We start from the raw sequence: 16,443 nt of genomic DNA, 5'->3' as shown, positions 1-16,443 counted from the left end.
ATGGTCGCTTGATCCAGGAGAAGCCATGCAAGTCGCCCGCGCACAACAACCGATCGCCGCCGCCGCCGTCACGCTGGTGATCTGGATCGGCTGCATCGCGGCGTTTCTGCCGCCGCTCGTCAAGCACACGACGGCTTCGGTCGCGCTGATCATCCTCGCCGGACTCGGCATCGCCGTCAGTTCCATTTTGCATCTGATCTTTGTCGGCGTCGCCGCCAAACGCCTGGGCCGCTCGCCGGCCTTGTGGGTGGTGATCGCCGTGTGCGGCTTTCCGATCGCCTCGATCGTCGGCCTGATCCTGTTCGAATGGTTCAGCGACGAGCAAAACCAGTCGCCCGCGTAAGGTCTTGCCAGAACGCGAATTGATGAGCTAGTATGGATGCCGATGCAACATTGCATCGACGTCGCTCGGACGGTTCCGGGCGCTTACGTGAGACATCCATGACTGACACCCAAACTCCGCGCAGATTTTCGCGCATCGATCGCCTGCCTCCCTACGTTTTCAATGTCACCGCCGAGCTCAAGCTGGCGGCGCGCCGTCGCGGCGAAGACATCATCGATATGTCGATGGGCAATCCGGACGGCGCCACGCCGGCGCACATCGTCGACAAGCTGGTCGACACCGTCCGCCGCCCCGACACCCACGGCTACTCGGCCTCCAAAGGCATCCCACGGCTGCGGCGCGCGATCACCAAGTGGTACAAGAACCGCTACGAGGTCGACTTCGATCCGGACTCGGAAGCGATCGTCACGATCGGCTCCAAGGAAGGCCTGGCGCACCTGATGCTGGCCACGCTGGACGCCGGCGACACCGTGCTGGTGCCGAACCCGAGCTATCCGATTCACATCTGGGGCGCGGTCATCGCCGGCGCCAACATCCGCTCGGTGCGGATGACGCCGGGTGTCGATTTCTTCGACGAGCTGGAACGCGCGGTGCGCGAAAGCTATCCGAAGCCGAAGATGATGATCCTCGGCTTCCCGTCGAACCCGACCGCGCAATGCGTGGAGCTGGAGTTTTTCGAGCGGGTGGTGGCGCTGGCCAAACAGCACGACATCCTGGTGGTGCACGACCTGGCCTACGCCGACATCACCTTCGACGGCTGGAAAGCGCCGTCGATCATGCAAGTGCCGGGCGCGCGCGACGTGGCGGTGGAGTTTTTCACCATGTCCAAGAGCTACAACATGGCCGGCTGGCGCATCGGCTTCATGGTCGGCAACAAGGAACTGGTCGCGGCGCTGGCGCGCATCAAGAGCTACCACGACTACGGCAGCTTCACGCCGGTGCAGGTGGCCGCGATCGCCGCGCTGGAAGGCGACCAGAGCAGCGTTGGCGAGATCTGCGCGATGTACCAGAACCGCCGCGATGTGCTGCACAAAGGACTGTGCGAGGCGGGCTGGCCGGTCGACAAGCCGAAGGCGTCGATGTACATCTGGGCGCGCATACCGGAGGCTTACCGCCACCTCGGTTCGCTGGAATTTTCCAAGCTGTTGCTGTCCGAGGCCAAGGTGTGCGTGTCGCCGGGTATCGGCTTCGGCGACTACGGCGACGACTATGTTCGCTTCGCCTTGATCGAAAACGAGGCGCGCATACGCCAAGGGTTGCGTGGAATCAAAGCGATGTTGCGCAAACTGTAGCAAAAATCTGCGCGCTCTTTAAGCCGCATCAAACGCATGGTTCGATGCGGCGGCTAATGTAGCTCCTGAACCCACCCAGGAGCTCCATTATGCCCCCACTGCCTATCGGCGACAGCACGCGGCGCCTGATCGCCGCCGTCAAGAAACTCGAGAATACTTTGAACACCGTGGGCCTGCCACGTTTCGTGGCGCGCCTGCCGGTGTGCTGGCTATGCTGGCACTACTGCCGCACGCTCGATCAGAAAATCATGCGCATTCGCCGCATCGCCGGCAAATTCGAGCAGTGGTTGCCGACCATACGCGACTTCGGCAAGGAAGGGCCGGCGCAGCTGGAACTGATCGACGTCGACCACAGCATGCGCGACGATATCGAAGTCACCAAGAGGACCATGTGGGAGCTGCGTGGCTATTGCATCGACGTCGGCCGCATGTTCGAGCAGCTTGGCTACCAGTCGCAGGGACTGAAACGCCGGCAGGCGACCTTCCTGCAGGTGCTGGAGACGTCTTGCGTATCGGCCAGCACCATGCAGGAGGCGCTGGTCGCGCATGACAGCGCGGTACTGGCCGTGCTGCGTGCCCAGCAGACGCGCGAGCGCGCCGCCGCCGGGTCCACGTCTTGAATCTTAAAACCCTTCCAGCACGATCTTGCCCTTGGCGCGATTGCTCTCGAGCAGGGCGTGCGCCCGCTTCAGGTTGGCGGCATTGATCGTGCCGAAACGTTCCGCCAAGGTCGTTTTGAGCACGCCGGTGTCGACCAGCTTGGCCACATCGTTCAGCAGTTGATGCTGCTTCTGGATGTCGGCGGTGTTGAACATCGAGCGCGTGAACATGAATTCCCAGTGCAGCGACACGCTCTTGCGCTTGAGCAGGCGCACGTCGATCGCGGCCGGATCGTCGATCAGCGCGACCTTGCCTTGCGGCGCGACCAGTTCGGCGATCGCGCCCCAGTGGTGGTCGGTCTGGTTCAGGCTGGCGACATAGGTCACCGGCGGCAGGCCCAGGCGGGCGATTTCCTCGTTCAACGGCTTGCTGTGGTCGATCACATGGTGGGCGCCCAATTCTTTCACCCATGCGGCGGTGTCCGGACGCGAGGCGGTGCCGATGACCGTCAGCCCGGTCAACTGGCGCGCCAGCTGCACCAGGATCGAACCGACGCCGCCGGCCGCGCCGATCACCAGCAGCGATTTGCCTTGGACGCCCTTGTCACGGCTTACTTCCAGACGTTCGAACAGCAGCTCCCAAGCGGTGATCGCCGTCAGCGGCAGCGCGGCGGCCTGGGCGAAGTCGATATTTTTCGGCTTGTGGCCGACGATGCGCTCGTCTACCAGGTGCAGCTCGCTGTTGGTGCCGGGACGGGTCAGGTCGCCGGCGTACCAGACCTCGTCGCCCGCTTTGAACAAGGTCACTTCCGGACCGACTTCCTTGACCACGCCCGCCGCGTCCCAGCCGATGACTTTGGTGTCGCCTTCGGCCGGGGCGGCGTTGGCGCGGATCTTGACGTCGACCGGATTGACGGAAATGGCTTTCACTTCGACCAGCAGATCGCGGCCCCGGGCCTTTGGCGCGGGCAGCTCGATGTCGATCAAGGACTCGGCATGGTCGATGGGAAGGGACTTGCGGTAGGCGACGGCTTTCATGAACTTCTCCTGAAAATGGAATGGGATGCGGATGGGGAGTATCATCATTTATTTCGCGGCGCGGAAAAAGAGGCGCTTCAACGAAACACTTTCAACAAAACGAGGAAAATGCTGCGACTTGATGATTTGACTGTTTTTGTCCGCACCGCAGACCGTGGAAGCTTGTCGGCGGCCGCCCGTGAATTGGAGATTTCCCCGGCGCTGGCCAGCGCCGGTGTCAAGCGGCTGGAGCGGGAACTGGGCTTGCGGCTGTTCGCCCGCACCACGCGCTCGCTGCGGCTGACGGAGGAGGGCGAGCACTACCTGCGGCACGCGCGCGAGGCGCTGCGTTTGCTGAAGGATGGTCACGACGCGCTGATCCAGGGGCAGGAGAGCCTGGGCGGGACGCTGAAGATTTCGATGCCGTCGGATCTGGGGCGCAATATGCTGGTCGGCTGGCTGGACCAGTTCCAGGCGCGGTATCCGAAGGTCAGCTTCCAGCTCAGCATCAGCGACCGCGTCTCGGACATGTACCGGCAGCCGGTCGACATCGCCATCCGTTATGGCCGGCAGGAGGACTCCAGCCTGATCGCGTTGCCGCTGGCACCGGATAATCGCCGCGTGCTGGTCGCCTCGCCGGATTACATCAAGCAGCACGGCCGGCTGATCGATCTAAAAGATTTAGCGCGTCACAACTGCCTGCGCTTCATGCTGGAGGATGTGATCCATGACCGCTGGAGTTTCTACCCGGATGCCGACAGCGAAGCGGTGGCGATCCACGTCAACGGCAACCGCAGCGCCGACGACGCCGACGTGGTGCGGCGCTGGGCGGTGGCGGGACTGGGAGTGGCTTATAAATCGCGGCTCGATCTCCGCGACGATATCCGCAGCGGGCGTCTGCACATCCTGATGCCGGACGTGCTGGGGGAGCCGACGCCGCTGAATATGTTGTGCATGCACCGCTCGCAGATCACGCCGACGGTGCTGCAACTGCGGGATTTTCTGCGCGCGCAGTGCGAAAAGGCATAGCGTCGACATCGCGGCGGGCGCGGCGGGACTTTGAAAATTCGCTTAAAAAGTCATTAAAGCAACAGCGCGCGCACTTGTAGAGATGGCAAAACCCCTTAACATGGCTTCATGGCTCAACGTTGCTTGTCGTTGAACTGCGCTTCGGCTACCGGCTGGGCGCGTTCGACGGCGGAGCCGCGGCAAGGCGCATCTGTCTGATGACGGCTCGCCAGCTGCCAGATCCAGGTGAGGAGCGCGAGCGAGGTCGCGGCATCGGCCGGCCTGTCTTGCGACTGGATAGGGCAGCTGGCACCGGCAATCATTAGTGCGCCTTCGACAGGATCAGCAGCCAGCGGCGGCACAGCAGAACCTCCAGGTGACCGGCTTGCACGCCGGTGTCGCATTCGATGACAGGATTGACCGCGTAGTAGCGCTTGCGGAAATCACGGCAAACCAGCAATTCGCGTTTGCCCATGCGGACCAGGAAGGAAGTAGGCATATATTCCAGGCCGAAGCGGGAGCTGAAGCTGTTATTAACTGTTGTCATGACATTTTCCTTTTGGGAGAAGCGTTTAACGAGGAGTTCAGAATAGCATAAGTACTGTATGAATAAACAGGTACTGTGTAAATAAACAGTAAATTCGTTGTTTCGTAGTTTTTCCGCCAACTTCAACGGCCATCTATCCGGGAGCACCAAATTTTCAGCAAATTCTTACGTTTCATGGGGGCAAGACTGTCGCCGGGCGGCCAGTTCGGCCTGCACCTGACCATCGGCGTGCTCATGATGGTGATCGCCGTCTCCATCTTCGGCAACCTGGCGTCCGAGGTCATGGAACAGGACGACCTCACCGTGCTCGATTTGCATATCGCTAACTGGTTCAACGCCAACCACTTCGAGCCGATGACGTCCATCATGATGGCGATAACGACCGTACACATGATGCCGGGCGTGATCCTGATGGCGTCCGCGTTCGGCTACTATTTATGGAAGCGGGGGCAGGGCTACTGGATCTGGGCGCTGCTGCTCAGCGTGCCCTGCGGAATGCTGCTCAACGTGCTGCTCAAGTACACCTTCCAGCGCAGCCGCCCCGTGTTCGAGGAGCCCCTGGTCATGTTGGCGACCTACAGCTTCCCCAGCGGGCACGCGTCGGCCGCGACCCTGTTCTACGGCTTGGTGGCGTGCTATGTGATGATCGCCCGCAAGGGCTGGAGTGTGCGTTTGGGCACAGCGGCAGCCTGTACGACGATGATATTGTTGGTGGCCTTCAGCCGCGTCTATCTTGGCGCGCACTATTTGAGCGATGTCCTCGCCGGCATGGCGGGCAGCGCGGCGTGGCTGACGATTTGCATCACGGCGATTTCCACGCTGCGCCGCCGGCGCGAGGCGAAAAGCTTGTCGAACGATTCCGGGGGAATGCTCTGAACAGTATTGTAGTCATCGTCAACGCCAGCGCCGGGCTGGGTTATTGCGGCGGTTGGTCCGCCGCGCTGGCGGAGAAATTCCGTGCGCAGGGCACCGAAGCCGATATCACCTTGGCCAAGAGTGGCGAGGAAATGATCGCCCGCGCCAAGCGCGCCGTGGCCGATGGCGCGCCGGTGGTTGTGGCCGGCGGCGGCGACGGCACCATCAACGCGGTCGCCTCCGCGCTGGTGGGCAGCCGGACCCGCCTGGGCGTGCTGCCGCTCGGCACCTTGAACCATTTCGCCAAGGATTTGAATATCCCGCTGGACCTGGACGAGGCCGTCGCCAACGCGGTGCATGGCAAGCCGGCGCAGGTCGACGTGGGCGAGGTCAATGGCCGCATCTTCCTCAACAACTCCAGCCTGGGCATCTACCCCGACATCGTGCGCGACCGCGAAAAGCAGCAAAAACATCTGGGGCGCGGCAAGTGGCACGCGTTCGCGCGCGCCGTGTTCGTCGCGGCGCGGCGTTTCCCCTTCATGAGCGTGCGGCTCAAGATCAACGGCAGCGAGCATTTGCGCCGCACGCCGTTCGTCTTCATCGGCAACAACGAATACATGCAAGGCCTGACCATGGGCGAGCGCGAGCGGCTCGACAGCGGCAAGATGTATCTGTACGTCGCGCAAAAGCCCACCCGGCTGGGCCTGCTGATCTACGCCATCCATGCCTTGTTCGGCCGGCTGTCGGAGGCCAAGGATTTCGACGTGCTCTCGTCCACGGATCTGGTGATCGAAACGCGCCACCGGGAAATACGCGTCGCCACGGACGGTGAAGTGACCGTGATGACACCGCCGTTATGCTATCGTTCCAGGGCCAAGGCACTGAACGTGATCGTCCCTGTCGTGCCGGCCACGTAGAAGGGTAAGCATGCGAACCATCGTTCATTTATCGGACCTGCATTTCGGCAGGGTCGACCACGCCTTGCTGGCGCCGTTGCAGGAACTGACCGCGAAGCTGGCGCCGGATGTCGTGGTCGTTTCCGGCGACCTGACGCAGCGCGCCAAGACCGAGGAGTTCAAGGCCGCGCGCGCCTTTCTCGACACCTTGCCGGGGCCGCAGATCGTGGTGCCGGGCAATCACGACATCCCCTTGTACAACGTCGCCACGCGGTTTCTGACGCCGCTGCGCAAGTACACGCGTTATGTCACCCTGGATCTGGCGCCGGAATATATCGACGACGAGATCGCCATCCTCGGCATCAACACCGCGCGCTCGCTGACCTTCAAGGACGGGCGTATCAATCAAGAGCAGGTGGCGCAGATGCGCCAGCGCATGAGCGCGGTCAATCCCAATCTCACGCGCATCATCGTCACGCACCATCCGTTCGATTTGCCGGAGACGTTCGACAAGGACGACCTGGTCGACCGCGCGCCGATGGCGATGCGGGCGTTTTCCGAGTGCGGGATCGATTTGCTGCTGGCGGGGCATTTGCATGCGAGCCACGCGGGCAATAGCGAGAAGCGCTACAAGCTCAGCGGATATGCGGCGCTGGTGGTGCAGGCCGGCACGGCCACGTCCACGCGCGGGCGCGGGGAATCGAATTCGTTCAATGTGATACGGGTGGATGCGCAGCGGATCGAGGTCGATCGTTACAGCTGGATCGACGGCACCGGCAGCTTCGAGCGGGTGATGACCGAGTGCTTCCAGCGCATCGGGGAGGCGTGGCATATGGCCGCGAAGGCCTGACGCTTCGAGTTACCACGAAAACACGTAGGGCGGATTAGGCGGAACGCCGTAATCCGCCATCTGTGAGCCGCTGACGGCGCATGCATGGCGGATTACGCTTCGCTAATCCGCCCTACGTGGTTTAGATGTTGGCGGATTGTGTTGCCGCCGCACGCCCGCACGCCGCACGCATCACAACCAATAATTCATCATCCGCGCAGCCCATTCCTTCATGCGGTCCGCGAACGGCCGGTTGCGCCAGTCCGCCAGCGTGATCTGCTTCGAGTCGCGCATGTCTTCCTGGAACGCCTTTTCCATCTCGTTGCCGAACGCCGCGCCCAGCACCACCACATTGAGCTCGCTGTTGTGCAGGAAGCTGCGCATGTCGATGTTGGTCGAGCCCACCGTCGACCAGGTGCCGTCGATGACCGCGGTCTTGGCGTGCAGCACGGCCAGTTTGAGGTGGTAGATCTTGATGCCGTTCGACAGCAGCTCGTCATACAGCGAGTGGCTGGCGTGGAACACCAGCCCGCTGTCCGATACCCCCGGCAGCACGATCTTGACGTCCACGCCGCGCTTGGCGGCGGCGATCAGCGCGTCGATCGTCTGACGGTCCGGCACGAAATAGGCCGATGTCAAATGGATGCTCTTTTTCGCCCCCTGGATCGCCAGGCTGTAGGCTTTGAAGATTTCAAACTGTCCGCCCGGGTCGCTCGCCAGCACGCGCACCACCTTGTCGCCGGCGATCACCTGTTGCGGGAAGTACTCCGCCTCCGGCAAATCGGTGCGGTCCTGCGTGGCCCATTGGCGCACGAACAGCCATTGGAAGGCGTGCACCGCCGGCCCCTCGATCTTGATGTGGGTGTCGCGCCAGCCGACGTCGTCCTTTTGCTTGGCCTGCTTGCCGCTGGAGCGGAACAGCGAACCCTTGGAGTAGTCGGCGCTGATGTTGATGCCGCCGGTGAAGGCGGTCTTGCCGTCGACGATCAAGACCTTGCGGTGGTCGCGGTTGTTGACCTTCCAGTCGTCGCCCTTGACCTTGGCCGGATTGATCGGGTTGTACTCGAGCAGGTTGATGCCGGCCGCGCGCATGCGGTCGAAAAATTCGGCCGGCACGCCGATGGTGCCGACGCTGTCGTACAGAATGTTGACGGTCACGCCCGATTGCCGCTTGGCGATCAGCGCGTCGGCGAACTGTATGCCCAGTTCATCCTGGTCGAAGATGTAGGTTTCCAGATTGATGTTGTTGCGCGCGCCGTTGATGGCCTTGAGCATTTCGCTCATTGTTTGCGGACCGTCGAACAGCAGGGTGACCTTGTTGCCGTCGATCAGGGGCACGCCGGTGGCCGCTTCCTCCAGCACCGCCTGCTGCTTCAGGTCGAGCGAGCCCTTGGGCCAGCGCTTGGCCAGCAGCGCCTTGGTGCGCGCCGCGCCGAGATCGCCGTTCTTGCCCTTGACGCTGGGCGTGGCCGCCGGTTCGAGCTTGTCGCCCATGGCGGCCACATCGGGCAGCGAGGCGCATGCGCCCAGCAAGCCCCAGCACATCAGGAACATGGGAAGCCAGATACGCATGCTTGAGGGTTTCATCTGTTTGCCTTTTGCGGTGATTTCGATTCATCGGACAGCGCCAGCGGCGCCGCCTCTTCTGCGGAAGAGCCGAAAAAGAACGAGATCGGCCCCTGTATAAACCTGCGGCCCAGCACCTTCATCAGCTGCCAGCCGTGCTTGAAACGTACCTGGCGCGAGCGCAGCGCCACCCACAACGCCAGGCCGAAGCTGACCAGCAAATTGACCGTGCCGATCAACACGAAGCCGGCCACCGACGTCGCCACCAGCTGCCAGCTGACGTTATAGTCGAGGCCGACCATGGCGGTGGCGAAGTTGGCCGACGAGAACGTCACGTGGCGGATGTCGAGCGGCATGCCGAACAGGAAGCCGAGCAGCGGCATGACGCCGAGCAGGATGCCGAAGAAGAAGTTCCCCATCAGGCCGCCGAGGTTGTTTTCCATATAGACGCCGAAGCGGTCCAGGCGTTCCTGGCCCAGCAGCCAGCGCAGGCCGCGCAGTTGCGCGATGCGTTGCGCCCAGCGCGTGTACAGCGCCTTGTTGTCGTAGTAGCCCGAGATCAGGCCGGCGACGAACAGGCAGACGCCGGCGATGGCGGCGTACACCAGCGCCGGACCGCCGAAGGGATCGATGTCGGCCAGCAGGTGCATGGCCTTCCCGGGCGTGACCAGATGGTGGCCGGTCAGGTGGGGCCAGGCCATGGCGATCAGCCATGCGGTGGGAATCGCGGTGGCCAGGTTGCCCAGCACCGCCATGTTCTGCGTGCGGATGACCTTGTTGCACAGCTCGGCCATGCTTTCGATGTCGATATTGCGGCCGTCCCGGCTGTGCAGGCCGGCGGCGATGCGCGAGGCCGTCATCGCCGGCTGCTTGGTGGCGACCGTGAAGTGCAGCACGTGGATGAACATGAAGCCGAGCGAATAGTTCATGCTGAACAAGAAGGTTTCGACCAGCGGTGCGGCGCGCAGGTAGGACATCAGGATCTTGAACAGCGCCATGAAGCCGATGACGACGCCGGCGCCGGCCGACGACATGAACATGCCGCCGAGCTCCTTGCGGTGGTCGGCCACGTAGTGCTCGCCGGTGTGGCTGGCGTTCTCGGTGACGTTGCGCGCCAGCAGATCGATATTGTCGCGCAGCAGGTCGCGGACGGCGTATTTGTTGTTGTGCGCCTCGACCAGTTCCAGCGCCAGGCCGACGGCGGCCGCGTGGCGCGGACTCGGCGGACCTTGCTGGTCGAGCGGCTGAGGATGATGCGCCTGCAGCTCGGCCGGCGCGATCAGCAGCGCGGCCGGTGCGACGGCCTCGGCCTTCAGTTCGCCGCTGACGTCGACCAGGAACAGCAGCTTGCGCAGCCGGGCGATGCTTTGCGTGAGCGCCACCAGCAGGTAGGTCAGCGCGATGCTGGTGCCCTGGTACAGCGCTTTCTTGCGGATCTTGCCGACCACCACGTCGCACTGGTCCAGCATCACCAGCAGGTGGCGGGCGTCCTCGACCTCGATATCCTCGCCGGCAAGGTTGCGCGCGTAGTTGTCCAGATAGGCGTTGACCTCGAAATTCTGGCCCATGAAAGGCGATTCATAGGTCTCCATCTCGGTGTGGAAATTGGTCAGCTTCGGTTCCAGGCCGATCGCGCAGATGCGGTAGGACAGCGTCCGTATCGCTTCGAGCAGGCCCGGCAGCATGAGGTTGGGCGCGCAGCGGGTGGTGGCGTCGTTGCGGCTGGCTTCGCGCCGGTCGGGCGGATGGCAGATCACGTCGATCAAGGCCAGCCAATCGGCGGCGGGTACCGCGCCGATCCAGATATGGTCGGTGCGCTTGTAGATCACCTGGTCGAGCGCCTCGCTCAGGTATTCGTTGCCCAGCGCCGGCGGCAGGATGCGGTAGGCGACGCGGCGCCGCAGTTCGGAGAAAAAGCCATCGTTGGAGAGTACGCCGATTTCGGTGTACAGGCTGGAATGGCGGCGGCTGGACAGCAGGCTGCAGGCGTAGCCGCGCAACGCCAAAGCGTGCGCCGGGCTGCCTTTCAATAATTGGGCAAGGGTGCGCACGTTGGCCGTGGCGCGGGCGCCATCGCCGGGGCGCTTGGGACGCAGTGTATCGAACAGTTCGACCATCAGGCCGATGTCCGTGCTTTCCGCATCTATACGTTGTAATATTTCGAGCATGCAAAGGGCGGACTTAGCGCAGTTTTGACTAAAAACCGCAGTATATCCAGTCAGCATCATCCGGTATGTACGCTGCCGTACATATTCCTGTCTGTCAGGAAATTCCCCTGCTTAACATAACAAGATTCTTTGGGCAGCCTCGCGCAACTCGGCGCGGAAGTCCGGGTGGGCGATGCCGATCAGCGCCTCGGCGCGCTGGCGCGCCGATTTGCCGCGCAACTGTGCCACGCCGTATTCGGTGACGACGTAGTTGACGTCGTTCTTGCCGGTGGTGACATGGGTGCCCGGCGTGAGCGTGGGCACGATGCGCGAGATCGCGCCCTCCTTGGCGGTCGACGGCAGCACGATGAAGGCCTTGCCGCCGTTCGAACGGTTGGCCGCGCGCACGAAGTCGACCTGGCCGCCGGTGCCGGAATAGGGCAGGTGGGCCAGGCTCTCGGAGCCGCATTGCCCCAGCAAATCGACCTGCAGGCTGGCGTTGATGGCGACCAGCTTGTCGTTCTGGCCGGCCAGGTAGGGATCGTTGGTGAAGCTGACCGGATGCATCTCCAGCATCGGGTTGCGGTGCATGAAGTCGTACAGCTTGCGCGAGCCCAGCGCGAACGTGGCCACCATCTTGCCGGGCATGAAGGTCTTGCGGCTGTTGTTGACCGCGCCGCATTCGACCAGCTTGAGGATGCCGTCGCCGATCATCTCGGTATGCACGCCGAGGTCGCGCTTGGACGTCAGTTGCTGGACGACGGCGTCGGGAATGCCGCCGTAGCCGATCTGCAAGGTCGAGCCGTCCTCGATCATGTCGGCCACGTGCCTGCCGATGGCCTCCTGCACGGCGCCGATGGCCGGCAGGCCGACCTCGATCACCGGCTCGTCGCTTTCGACGATGGCTGTGACCTGCGACAGGTGGACGATGCAGTCGCCATTCGCCACCGGCACGTTCGGGTTGACCTCCAGCACCACCACGCGGGCCTTGCGGATCGCCGCCATCGTGTAGTCGGCCGCCAGGCTGAGCGCGAAATTGCCATGCTCGTCCATCGGCGAGGCCATCGAGAACACCACGTCGGCCGGGATCAGGTCGCGCTGGATCAGGCCGGGCAGTTCGGAAAAGTAGGCCGGGATGAAGTCGGCCCAGCCGGCTTGTCCCGCCGAGCGCGAGGCGCCGCCGAAGAACAGCGCGACGTGGCGCACGTGGCGGACGGTGTCGCAGTCGAAATATGCGTATTTGCGCATGGCGAGGATCTGCGCCACTTTGACGTCCTGGAAGCCGGTCCGCCTGGCCGACAGCGCGTGCAGTAGCGCGGGCGGCTCGCCGGCGCCGGTCGGCACGATGATGGTGTCGCCGTTCCTCAGCAATTCCAGGGCCTGGTCGGGGGAGCGGCGTTTGCTGGCGTATTCAACATGCATGGCGTCTGCCTTTCACATAATGAAATCCCACTATAAACCAAGTCGCGAAGAATTTGACGTTAACGTGTTAAGCCGCACAGAGCAGCGACGAAGGGCGACCTATTATGAACCTAACAATTCACTAAAGTTCCCTGCTCATCATGAAACCGAACCTTCTCGTTACCGCGCTGTCCCTGATCGCGCCGCTGGCCGCGGGAGCGCAAGAGTCGTCCTCCGCCGAGGTGTACGGGTTGCTGGACGCGGGTGTTGTGGTGGAAAGCGGTTGCAAGACCGACTGCGCCCGGACCAAGGTCGATAGCGGTGTCGCCTCCGGTTCCCGGATCGGCGTGCGCGGCCGCGAACAACTGGGCGGCGGCACGTCGGCGGTGTACACGCTCGAAGCCGGCGTTTTGAACGACACCGGCGTCTCCGAGCAAAACGGCAAGCTGTTCAACCGCCAGGCCTACGTCGGCATCGACGGGCCGATGGGGCTGGTGACCATGGGCCGTCAATACAACCTGGTCTACGAGACCTTGACCGACGTGGCCGATCCCTTCCAGGGCGGCATGGCGGGTGCCGCGTCCAACCTGGTCGGTTACACCACCAAGCGCTATGACAACGCGGTCAAGTACAAGACCAAACGCGCCCGTAGCGGCCTGATCGGCGCGGTCCAGTACAGCTTTGGCGAGTCGCCGTTCAACAGCAAGGTCAACCGCGCATACGGCGGCAGCCTGGGCTACGACAAGGGACCGGTCAAGATCGGCATCACGCACCAGCGCAAGGACAACCTGCTCGACGCCACCGGCACCACGCCGGCGGTCGACCAGTCGGCCCGCAACACCCTGGTGGCGGCCAATATCGACTTCGGCCGCTTCATCGGTTACGCCGCATACGGCCAGAGCCGTGGCGAGGGCAGCTCGCACTGGGACATGTCCAACCCCTACGGCGCGGTCGCCCAGACCTTGCCGACCGATAAGAGCCGCGACGCGTTGTTCGGCGTGGCCGTGCCGTTGGGCGCGACCACCCTGCTGGCCTCGTTCATCCGCAAGGACGACCGCACGGCGCTCGACCGCGACGCCGACCAGATCGCCATCGGCGCCAGCTACGCGCTCTCCAAACGCACCGATTTCTACGCCTCGCTGGCCAGGATCAAGAACCGCAACGGCGGCGGCTACACGGTCGGCAACGCCACCAGCCCGGGGCGTGGCGACAAGGCGTTCAACATCGGCATGCGCCATGCGTTCTGATCGGCACGTCCCACGCAGCATTTAAGGCCGTCCGCCCAAACGTGATAAATTGCTTGTTTCTCTGATTTCGGAACAAGCATGCATCTGACTTACTTCAACGGCGAATGGGCCGAGGGCAACACCCCACTGTTTGGCGCGATGGACCACAGCGTATGGCTGGGTTCGTCCGTATTCGATGGCGCGCGCGCGATACGCGGCCATTTGCCGGATCTGCGTCTGCACTTGCAGCGCGTTATCACCTCGGCCGAGCGGGTGGGGCTGGCATGTCCGTTGAGCGTCGATGACATGGAAAAGCTGGTGCGCGAGGGCGTGGCCAAGTTCCCCGCCGACGCCGAGCTCTACGTCCGTCCACTGGTGTTCGGCACCGACGGCTTCCTGGTGCCGGTTCCCGAAAAGAGCGCTTTCGCGCTGACGCTGTTCGACGCGCCGATGCCGGCGTTCACCGGTTTTTCCGCCTGCCTGTCGGCGCAGCTGCGTCCGGACGCCTTGATGGCGCCGACCGACGCCAAGGCGTCCTCGCTGTACGTCAACACCGCCAAGGCCATCCGCGAAGCGCAGAAGCGCGGTTTCGACAACGCCGTCGTCTGCGACAGCGGCGGCAAGGTGGCCGAGTTCGCGTCGGCCAACCTGTTCTTCGTCACGCCGGACGCCAAGGTGGTGACCCCCGTGGCCAACGGCACCTTCCTGTCCGGCATTACCCGCGCCCGCGTGATCGCGCTGCTGGCGGAAGAGGGCATCATGGTCGAACAACGCACGGTATTGCCTGAGGAATTGGAGAGCGCCGTCGAGATCTTCAACACCGGCAACTACGGCAAGGTCATGCCGTGCATCCGCTATGAAACGCGCGATCTGGCGGTCGGCCCGATCGCCACCCTGGCGCGCGAGCGCTACATGGCGTTCTCGGACAGCCAGTAACGAGGCAATGCCCGTTCGTCGACGCCGTTGAAATGACAACGGTTGCACGTAGGGCGGATTAGCGGAGCGTAATCCGCCGATGCATGCTCCGTCGGCGGCGCAGAGATGGCGGATTACGCCTTCGGCTAATCCGCCCTACGTGTTTCCTCGTTTAGCTTGAAACTTAGCCTTGTGGCTTCGCGGGGCAATTTGCCGCGACCCAGCGTCCGGTCGAATTGACCTTGACCTTCTGCGGCGCGCCGGTCGCCTCGGTGTTGACATCCATAATCATCGTGTAATGGCTGTCGTCGCTGAAGCGGATCTGGCCCTGGCCGCTGGAGGTCGGATTGGTGCAGCTGAACGACACGTCCAGCCCGCCCGCCGCCGGCACCGTCTTCGAGGTGCAATTGCCCTTCTGGTTCAGCGGCAGTTCTTTTTTGGCCGCCATCTCCGGCGTCACGCACGCCGTCACCGTCATGCTACCGTCGCCGCCGACCTTGGGCACCGACACGCCGTTCTGCGCCAGCATCGCCTCCATTTGCGCGCGCTGCGCCGGTGGCATATTGGCCAGCTGCTGCATCGCCATCTGGATGGCGGCGTCGGTTTGTATATCGCCGGTCTTGACCGTGTTATTCAGTTCCCACAAGCCGGGTTTGATGGTTTGCGCCTGCGCTTGCGCCGTGGCCGTGGACAACAGGGCCAGCGCGATCAAAAAACGTTTCATAGTCACTCCGTGGAAAAGCCAGCGCACAGCATAAACGAAAAAGCGGCGCACCACCGCGAGGGTGGGGCGCCGCTTCGATCAGGTCGCGGTGTGTGCTACACGCCGCGTCCACTAATCAGGCGCAGTAGCACCATGATGATCGCAACGACCAGCAGTACGTGAATGAAGCCGCCAATGGTGTACGAAGTGACCAGGCCCAGCAGCCACAGGATAAGCAGAACTACAGCGATGGTATAGAGCATGATTCTCTCCTCAAGTTGTTATTGCGACGTCCATTCCGGGCATCGAAGGCGATGTCGAACTGTTGTTCGTATCTTGGAATCTATTATCTTTAAAACCAGCTTAAGCTTCTGTACGCTGCCGTACGTACGATCGATTTCGGCTGAATAATTTACAAATCCCTATCAGTCGGCCGAACGCAGCTGGCCATTGACCACGCGCACGGCGTCGCCCGAGCCCCATGCCGGCTGTGCCGACTGGTTGAACGTGCGCGTGGTGCCATTGTCCATGCGAACCACGATGCGCCAGGTACGCGTGGTCTTCATATGGGTTTCGACCTGGTTGCCGGCCACCGCGCCGCCGACGGCGCCCGCCACCGTCGCCAGTTGACGGCCATGGCCGCCGCCGACCTGATTGCCGAGCAAGCCGCCCAGGATGGCGCCGCCGGCCGCGCCGACCCCGCTACCTTGCGGACGGTGCTCGATCGCACGCACCGATTCGATCACGCCGCAGCTCTTGCAGACGGCCGCCGCTTGTTTGGCTTCCGGTTCCGGCGCGCGGTCCTGGTCGCGGCCGGGCGCGTCGTTGTGGGCGTTGCGGTCAGTGTTGTTATGGGCCGCCGCAGGCTGCCGCTCCGCCGGCGGCGCCGACGACAATTGACCGGGCAGCGGCGCCGCGCCCGGCACGCTGCCGTTGGCGTTCGAGGTCGGCAGCCAGCCCATGATGGCGGCGGTGCCCACGCCGCAGAACAGCACCACCGCGACGGCGGCGATGATCATCAGCGGATGCAAAGTCTGTTTGGTTGGGGTGTTCTGGGTAGTCATGAAGGTGTCCTTTTTTCGTGTTTGTACGCTTGTTC

The 16,443-nt window shown here is 63.1% G+C and carries 18 protein-coding genes; 9 read left to right on the top strand and 9 right to left on the bottom strand.

Annotated features, from left to right (window positions below):
- The first annotated feature begins 25 nt into the window (after positions 1–25).
- From AC07P1_RS18410 to AC07P1_RS18400, 3 genes are all read left to right on the top strand, one after another.
- Complete coding sequence (locus AC07P1_RS18410) at positions 26–343, top strand: hypothetical protein (RefSeq protein WP_494697172.1); 318 nt, start codon at positions 26–28, stop codon at positions 341–343.
- 98 nt (positions 344–441) lie between these two features.
- A complete protein-coding gene (gene alaC / locus AC07P1_RS18405; RefSeq protein ID WP_494697171.1) occupies positions 442–1,635 on the top strand; it encodes an alanine transaminase in 1,194 nt (397 codons plus the stop codon).
- An 89-nt stretch (positions 1,636–1,724) separates the two neighbouring features.
- Positions 1,725–2,255, top strand: coding sequence for a hypothetical protein (locus AC07P1_RS18400; protein ID WP_494697170.1), 531 nt, complete (start codon positions 1,725–1,727; stop codon positions 2,253–2,255).
- 3 nt (positions 2,256–2,258) lie between these two features.
- Here the strand turns inward: AC07P1_RS18400 and AC07P1_RS18395 are convergent, their stop codons facing one another.
- Positions 2,259–3,272 (bottom strand): zinc-binding alcohol dehydrogenase family protein, encoded by a 1,014-nt coding sequence (locus AC07P1_RS18395; RefSeq protein ID WP_494697169.1) that lies wholly within the window; start codon positions 3,270–3,272, stop codon positions 2,259–2,261.
- A 108-nt stretch (positions 3,273–3,380) separates the two neighbouring features.
- Here AC07P1_RS18395 and AC07P1_RS18390 point away from each other — a divergent pair, with 108 nt between their 5' ends.
- Entirely contained in the window at positions 3,381–4,280 is a 900-nt protein-coding gene (locus tag AC07P1_RS18390) for a LysR family transcriptional regulator (RefSeq protein WP_494697168.1), read from the top strand.
- Between the two features lie 113 nt (positions 4,281–4,393).
- Here the strand turns inward: AC07P1_RS18390 and AC07P1_RS18385 are convergent, their stop codons facing one another.
- The gene (locus AC07P1_RS18385) at positions 4,394–4,582 is read right to left on the bottom strand and encodes a hypothetical protein (protein ID WP_494697167.1); all 189 of its coding nucleotides are present in this window, start codon (positions 4,580–4,582) and stop codon (positions 4,394–4,396) included.
- A complete protein-coding gene (locus AC07P1_RS18380) occupies positions 4,582–4,806 on the bottom strand; it encodes a hypothetical protein (RefSeq protein WP_209719781.1) in 225 nt (74 codons plus the stop codon). Before AC07P1_RS18380 ends, AC07P1_RS18385 begins: the two co-directional genes overlap by 1 nt.
- A 174-nt stretch (positions 4,807–4,980) precedes the next feature.
- Between AC07P1_RS18380 and AC07P1_RS18375 the strand changes: the two genes are divergently transcribed.
- The 3 genes from AC07P1_RS18375 to AC07P1_RS18365 are packed head-to-tail and all read left to right on the top strand — an operon-like array spanning position 4,981 to position 7,407.
- Positions 4,981–5,682: a phosphatase PAP2 family protein gene (locus tag AC07P1_RS18375; protein ID WP_494697166.1), complete on the top strand. Its 702-nt coding sequence runs from the start codon at positions 4,981–4,983 to the stop codon at positions 5,680–5,682.
- A complete protein-coding gene (locus AC07P1_RS18370) occupies positions 5,592–6,578 on the top strand; it encodes a diacylglycerol/lipid kinase family protein (RefSeq protein WP_494697165.1) in 987 nt (328 codons plus the stop codon). Before AC07P1_RS18375 ends, AC07P1_RS18370 begins: the two co-directional genes overlap by 91 nt.
- Positions 6,579–6,588: 10 nt before the next feature.
- Entirely contained in the window at positions 6,589–7,407 is an 819-nt protein-coding gene (locus AC07P1_RS18365; protein ID WP_494697164.1) for a metallophosphoesterase family protein, read from the top strand.
- Between the two features lie 171 nt (positions 7,408–7,578).
- Here AC07P1_RS18365 and cls read toward each other — a convergent pair whose 3' ends face one another.
- From cls to AC07P1_RS18350, 3 genes are all read right to left on the bottom strand, one after another.
- Positions 7,579–8,973 (bottom strand): cardiolipin synthase, encoded by a 1,395-nt coding sequence (gene cls / locus AC07P1_RS18360; protein WP_494697163.1) that lies wholly within the window; start codon positions 8,971–8,973, stop codon positions 7,579–7,581.
- Positions 8,970–11,120 carry a site-specific recombinase gene (locus AC07P1_RS18355; protein ID WP_494697162.1) on the bottom strand — a complete coding sequence of 717 codons (2,151 nt, stop codon included), beginning with the start codon at positions 11,118–11,120 and terminating at the stop codon, positions 8,970–8,972. Before AC07P1_RS18355 ends, cls begins: the two co-directional genes overlap by 4 nt.
- 111 nt (positions 11,121–11,231) lie before the next feature.
- On the bottom strand, positions 11,232–12,521 hold the full coding sequence (locus tag AC07P1_RS18350; RefSeq protein WP_494697161.1) for an acetyl-CoA hydrolase/transferase family protein: 1,290 nt from the start codon (positions 12,519–12,521) through the stop codon (positions 11,232–11,234).
- A 140-nt stretch (positions 12,522–12,661) separates the two neighbouring features.
- On the opposite strand from AC07P1_RS18350, the gene AC07P1_RS18345 reads away from it, so the two are divergent.
- Positions 12,662–13,747, top strand: coding sequence for a porin (locus AC07P1_RS18345; RefSeq protein ID WP_494697160.1), 1,086 nt, complete (start codon positions 12,662–12,664; stop codon positions 13,745–13,747).
- Between the two features lie 78 nt (positions 13,748–13,825).
- Complete coding sequence (locus AC07P1_RS18340; protein WP_494697159.1) at positions 13,826–14,662, top strand: branched-chain amino acid aminotransferase; 837 nt, start codon at positions 13,826–13,828, stop codon at positions 14,660–14,662.
- A 163-nt stretch (positions 14,663–14,825) separates the two neighbouring features.
- On the opposite strand, the gene AC07P1_RS18335 is transcribed toward AC07P1_RS18340, so the two are convergent.
- The 3 genes from AC07P1_RS18335 to AC07P1_RS18325 all read right to left on the bottom strand — a co-directional run bounded on the left by AC07P1_RS18335 (position 14,826) and on the right by AC07P1_RS18325 (position 16,408).
- Positions 14,826–15,365, bottom strand: coding sequence for a DUF3617 domain-containing protein (locus tag AC07P1_RS18335; RefSeq protein WP_494697158.1), 540 nt, complete (start codon positions 15,363–15,365; stop codon positions 14,826–14,828).
- A gap of 95 nt (positions 15,366–15,460) precedes the next feature.
- Positions 15,461–15,607, bottom strand: a complete 147-nt coding sequence (locus AC07P1_RS18330; RefSeq protein WP_019921959.1) for a lmo0937 family membrane protein — start codon at positions 15,605–15,607, stop codon at positions 15,461–15,463.
- Positions 15,608–15,769: 162 nt separating this feature from the next.
- The gene (locus AC07P1_RS18325) at positions 15,770–16,408 is read right to left on the bottom strand and encodes a glycine zipper 2TM domain-containing protein (RefSeq protein ID WP_494697157.1); all 639 of its coding nucleotides are present in this window, start codon (positions 16,406–16,408) and stop codon (positions 15,770–15,772) included.
- Between the last annotated feature and the right edge of the window lie 35 nt (positions 16,409–16,443).

This window comes from Duganella sp. GW821-FHT07F09, assembly GCF_059418705.1.
The sequence above is the reverse complement of the archived record's forward strand: the minus strand, read 5'-3'. Positions and strand labels throughout refer to the sequence as shown.

Bases quoted from the DNA above. Each gene is read 5' to 3' on its own strand.
- AC07P1_RS18410 (WP_494697172.1), top strand. From the start codon at position 26: ATGCAAGTCGCCCGCGCACAACAACCGATCGCCGCCGCCGCCGTCACG.
- alaC (WP_494697171.1), top strand. From the start codon at position 442: ATGACTGACACCCAAACTCCGCGCAGATTTTCGCGCATCGATCGCCTG.
- AC07P1_RS18400 (WP_494697170.1), top strand. From the start codon at position 1,725: ATGCCCCCACTGCCTATCGGCGACAGCACGCGGCGCCTGATCGCCGCC.
- AC07P1_RS18395 (WP_494697169.1), bottom strand. From the start codon at position 3,272: ATGAAAGCCGTCGCCTACCGCAAGTCCCTTCCCATCGACCATGCCGAG.
- AC07P1_RS18390 (WP_494697168.1), top strand. From the start codon at position 3,381: ATGCTGCGACTTGATGATTTGACTGTTTTTGTCCGCACCGCAGACCGT.
- AC07P1_RS18385 (WP_494697167.1), bottom strand. From the start codon at position 4,582: ATGATTGCCGGTGCCAGCTGCCCTATCCAGTCGCAAGACAGGCCGGCC.
- AC07P1_RS18380 (WP_209719781.1), bottom strand. From the start codon at position 4,806: ATGACAACAGTTAATAACAGCTTCAGCTCCCGCTTCGGCCTGGAATAT.
- AC07P1_RS18375 (WP_494697166.1), top strand. From the start codon at position 4,981: ATGGGGGCAAGACTGTCGCCGGGCGGCCAGTTCGGCCTGCACCTGACC.
- AC07P1_RS18365 (WP_494697164.1), top strand. From the start codon at position 6,589: ATGCGAACCATCGTTCATTTATCGGACCTGCATTTCGGCAGGGTCGAC.
- cls (WP_494697163.1), bottom strand. From the start codon at position 8,973: ATGAAACCCTCAAGCATGCGTATCTGGCTTCCCATGTTCCTGATGTGC.
- AC07P1_RS18355 (WP_494697162.1), bottom strand. From the start codon at position 11,120: ATGCTCGAAATATTACAACGTATAGATGCGGAAAGCACGGACATCGGC.
- AC07P1_RS18350 (WP_494697161.1), bottom strand. From the start codon at position 12,521: ATGCATGTTGAATACGCCAGCAAACGCCGCTCCCCCGACCAGGCCCTG.
- AC07P1_RS18345 (WP_494697160.1), top strand. From the start codon at position 12,662: ATGAAACCGAACCTTCTCGTTACCGCGCTGTCCCTGATCGCGCCGCTG.
- AC07P1_RS18340 (WP_494697159.1), top strand. From the start codon at position 13,826: ATGCATCTGACTTACTTCAACGGCGAATGGGCCGAGGGCAACACCCCA.
- AC07P1_RS18335 (WP_494697158.1), bottom strand. From the start codon at position 15,365: ATGAAACGTTTTTTGATCGCGCTGGCCCTGTTGTCCACGGCCACGGCG.
- AC07P1_RS18330 (WP_019921959.1), bottom strand. From the start codon at position 15,607: ATGCTCTATACCATCGCTGTAGTTCTGCTTATCCTGTGGCTGCTGGGC.
- AC07P1_RS18325 (WP_494697157.1), bottom strand. From the start codon at position 16,408: ATGACTACCCAGAACACCCCAACCAAACAGACTTTGCATCCGCTGATG.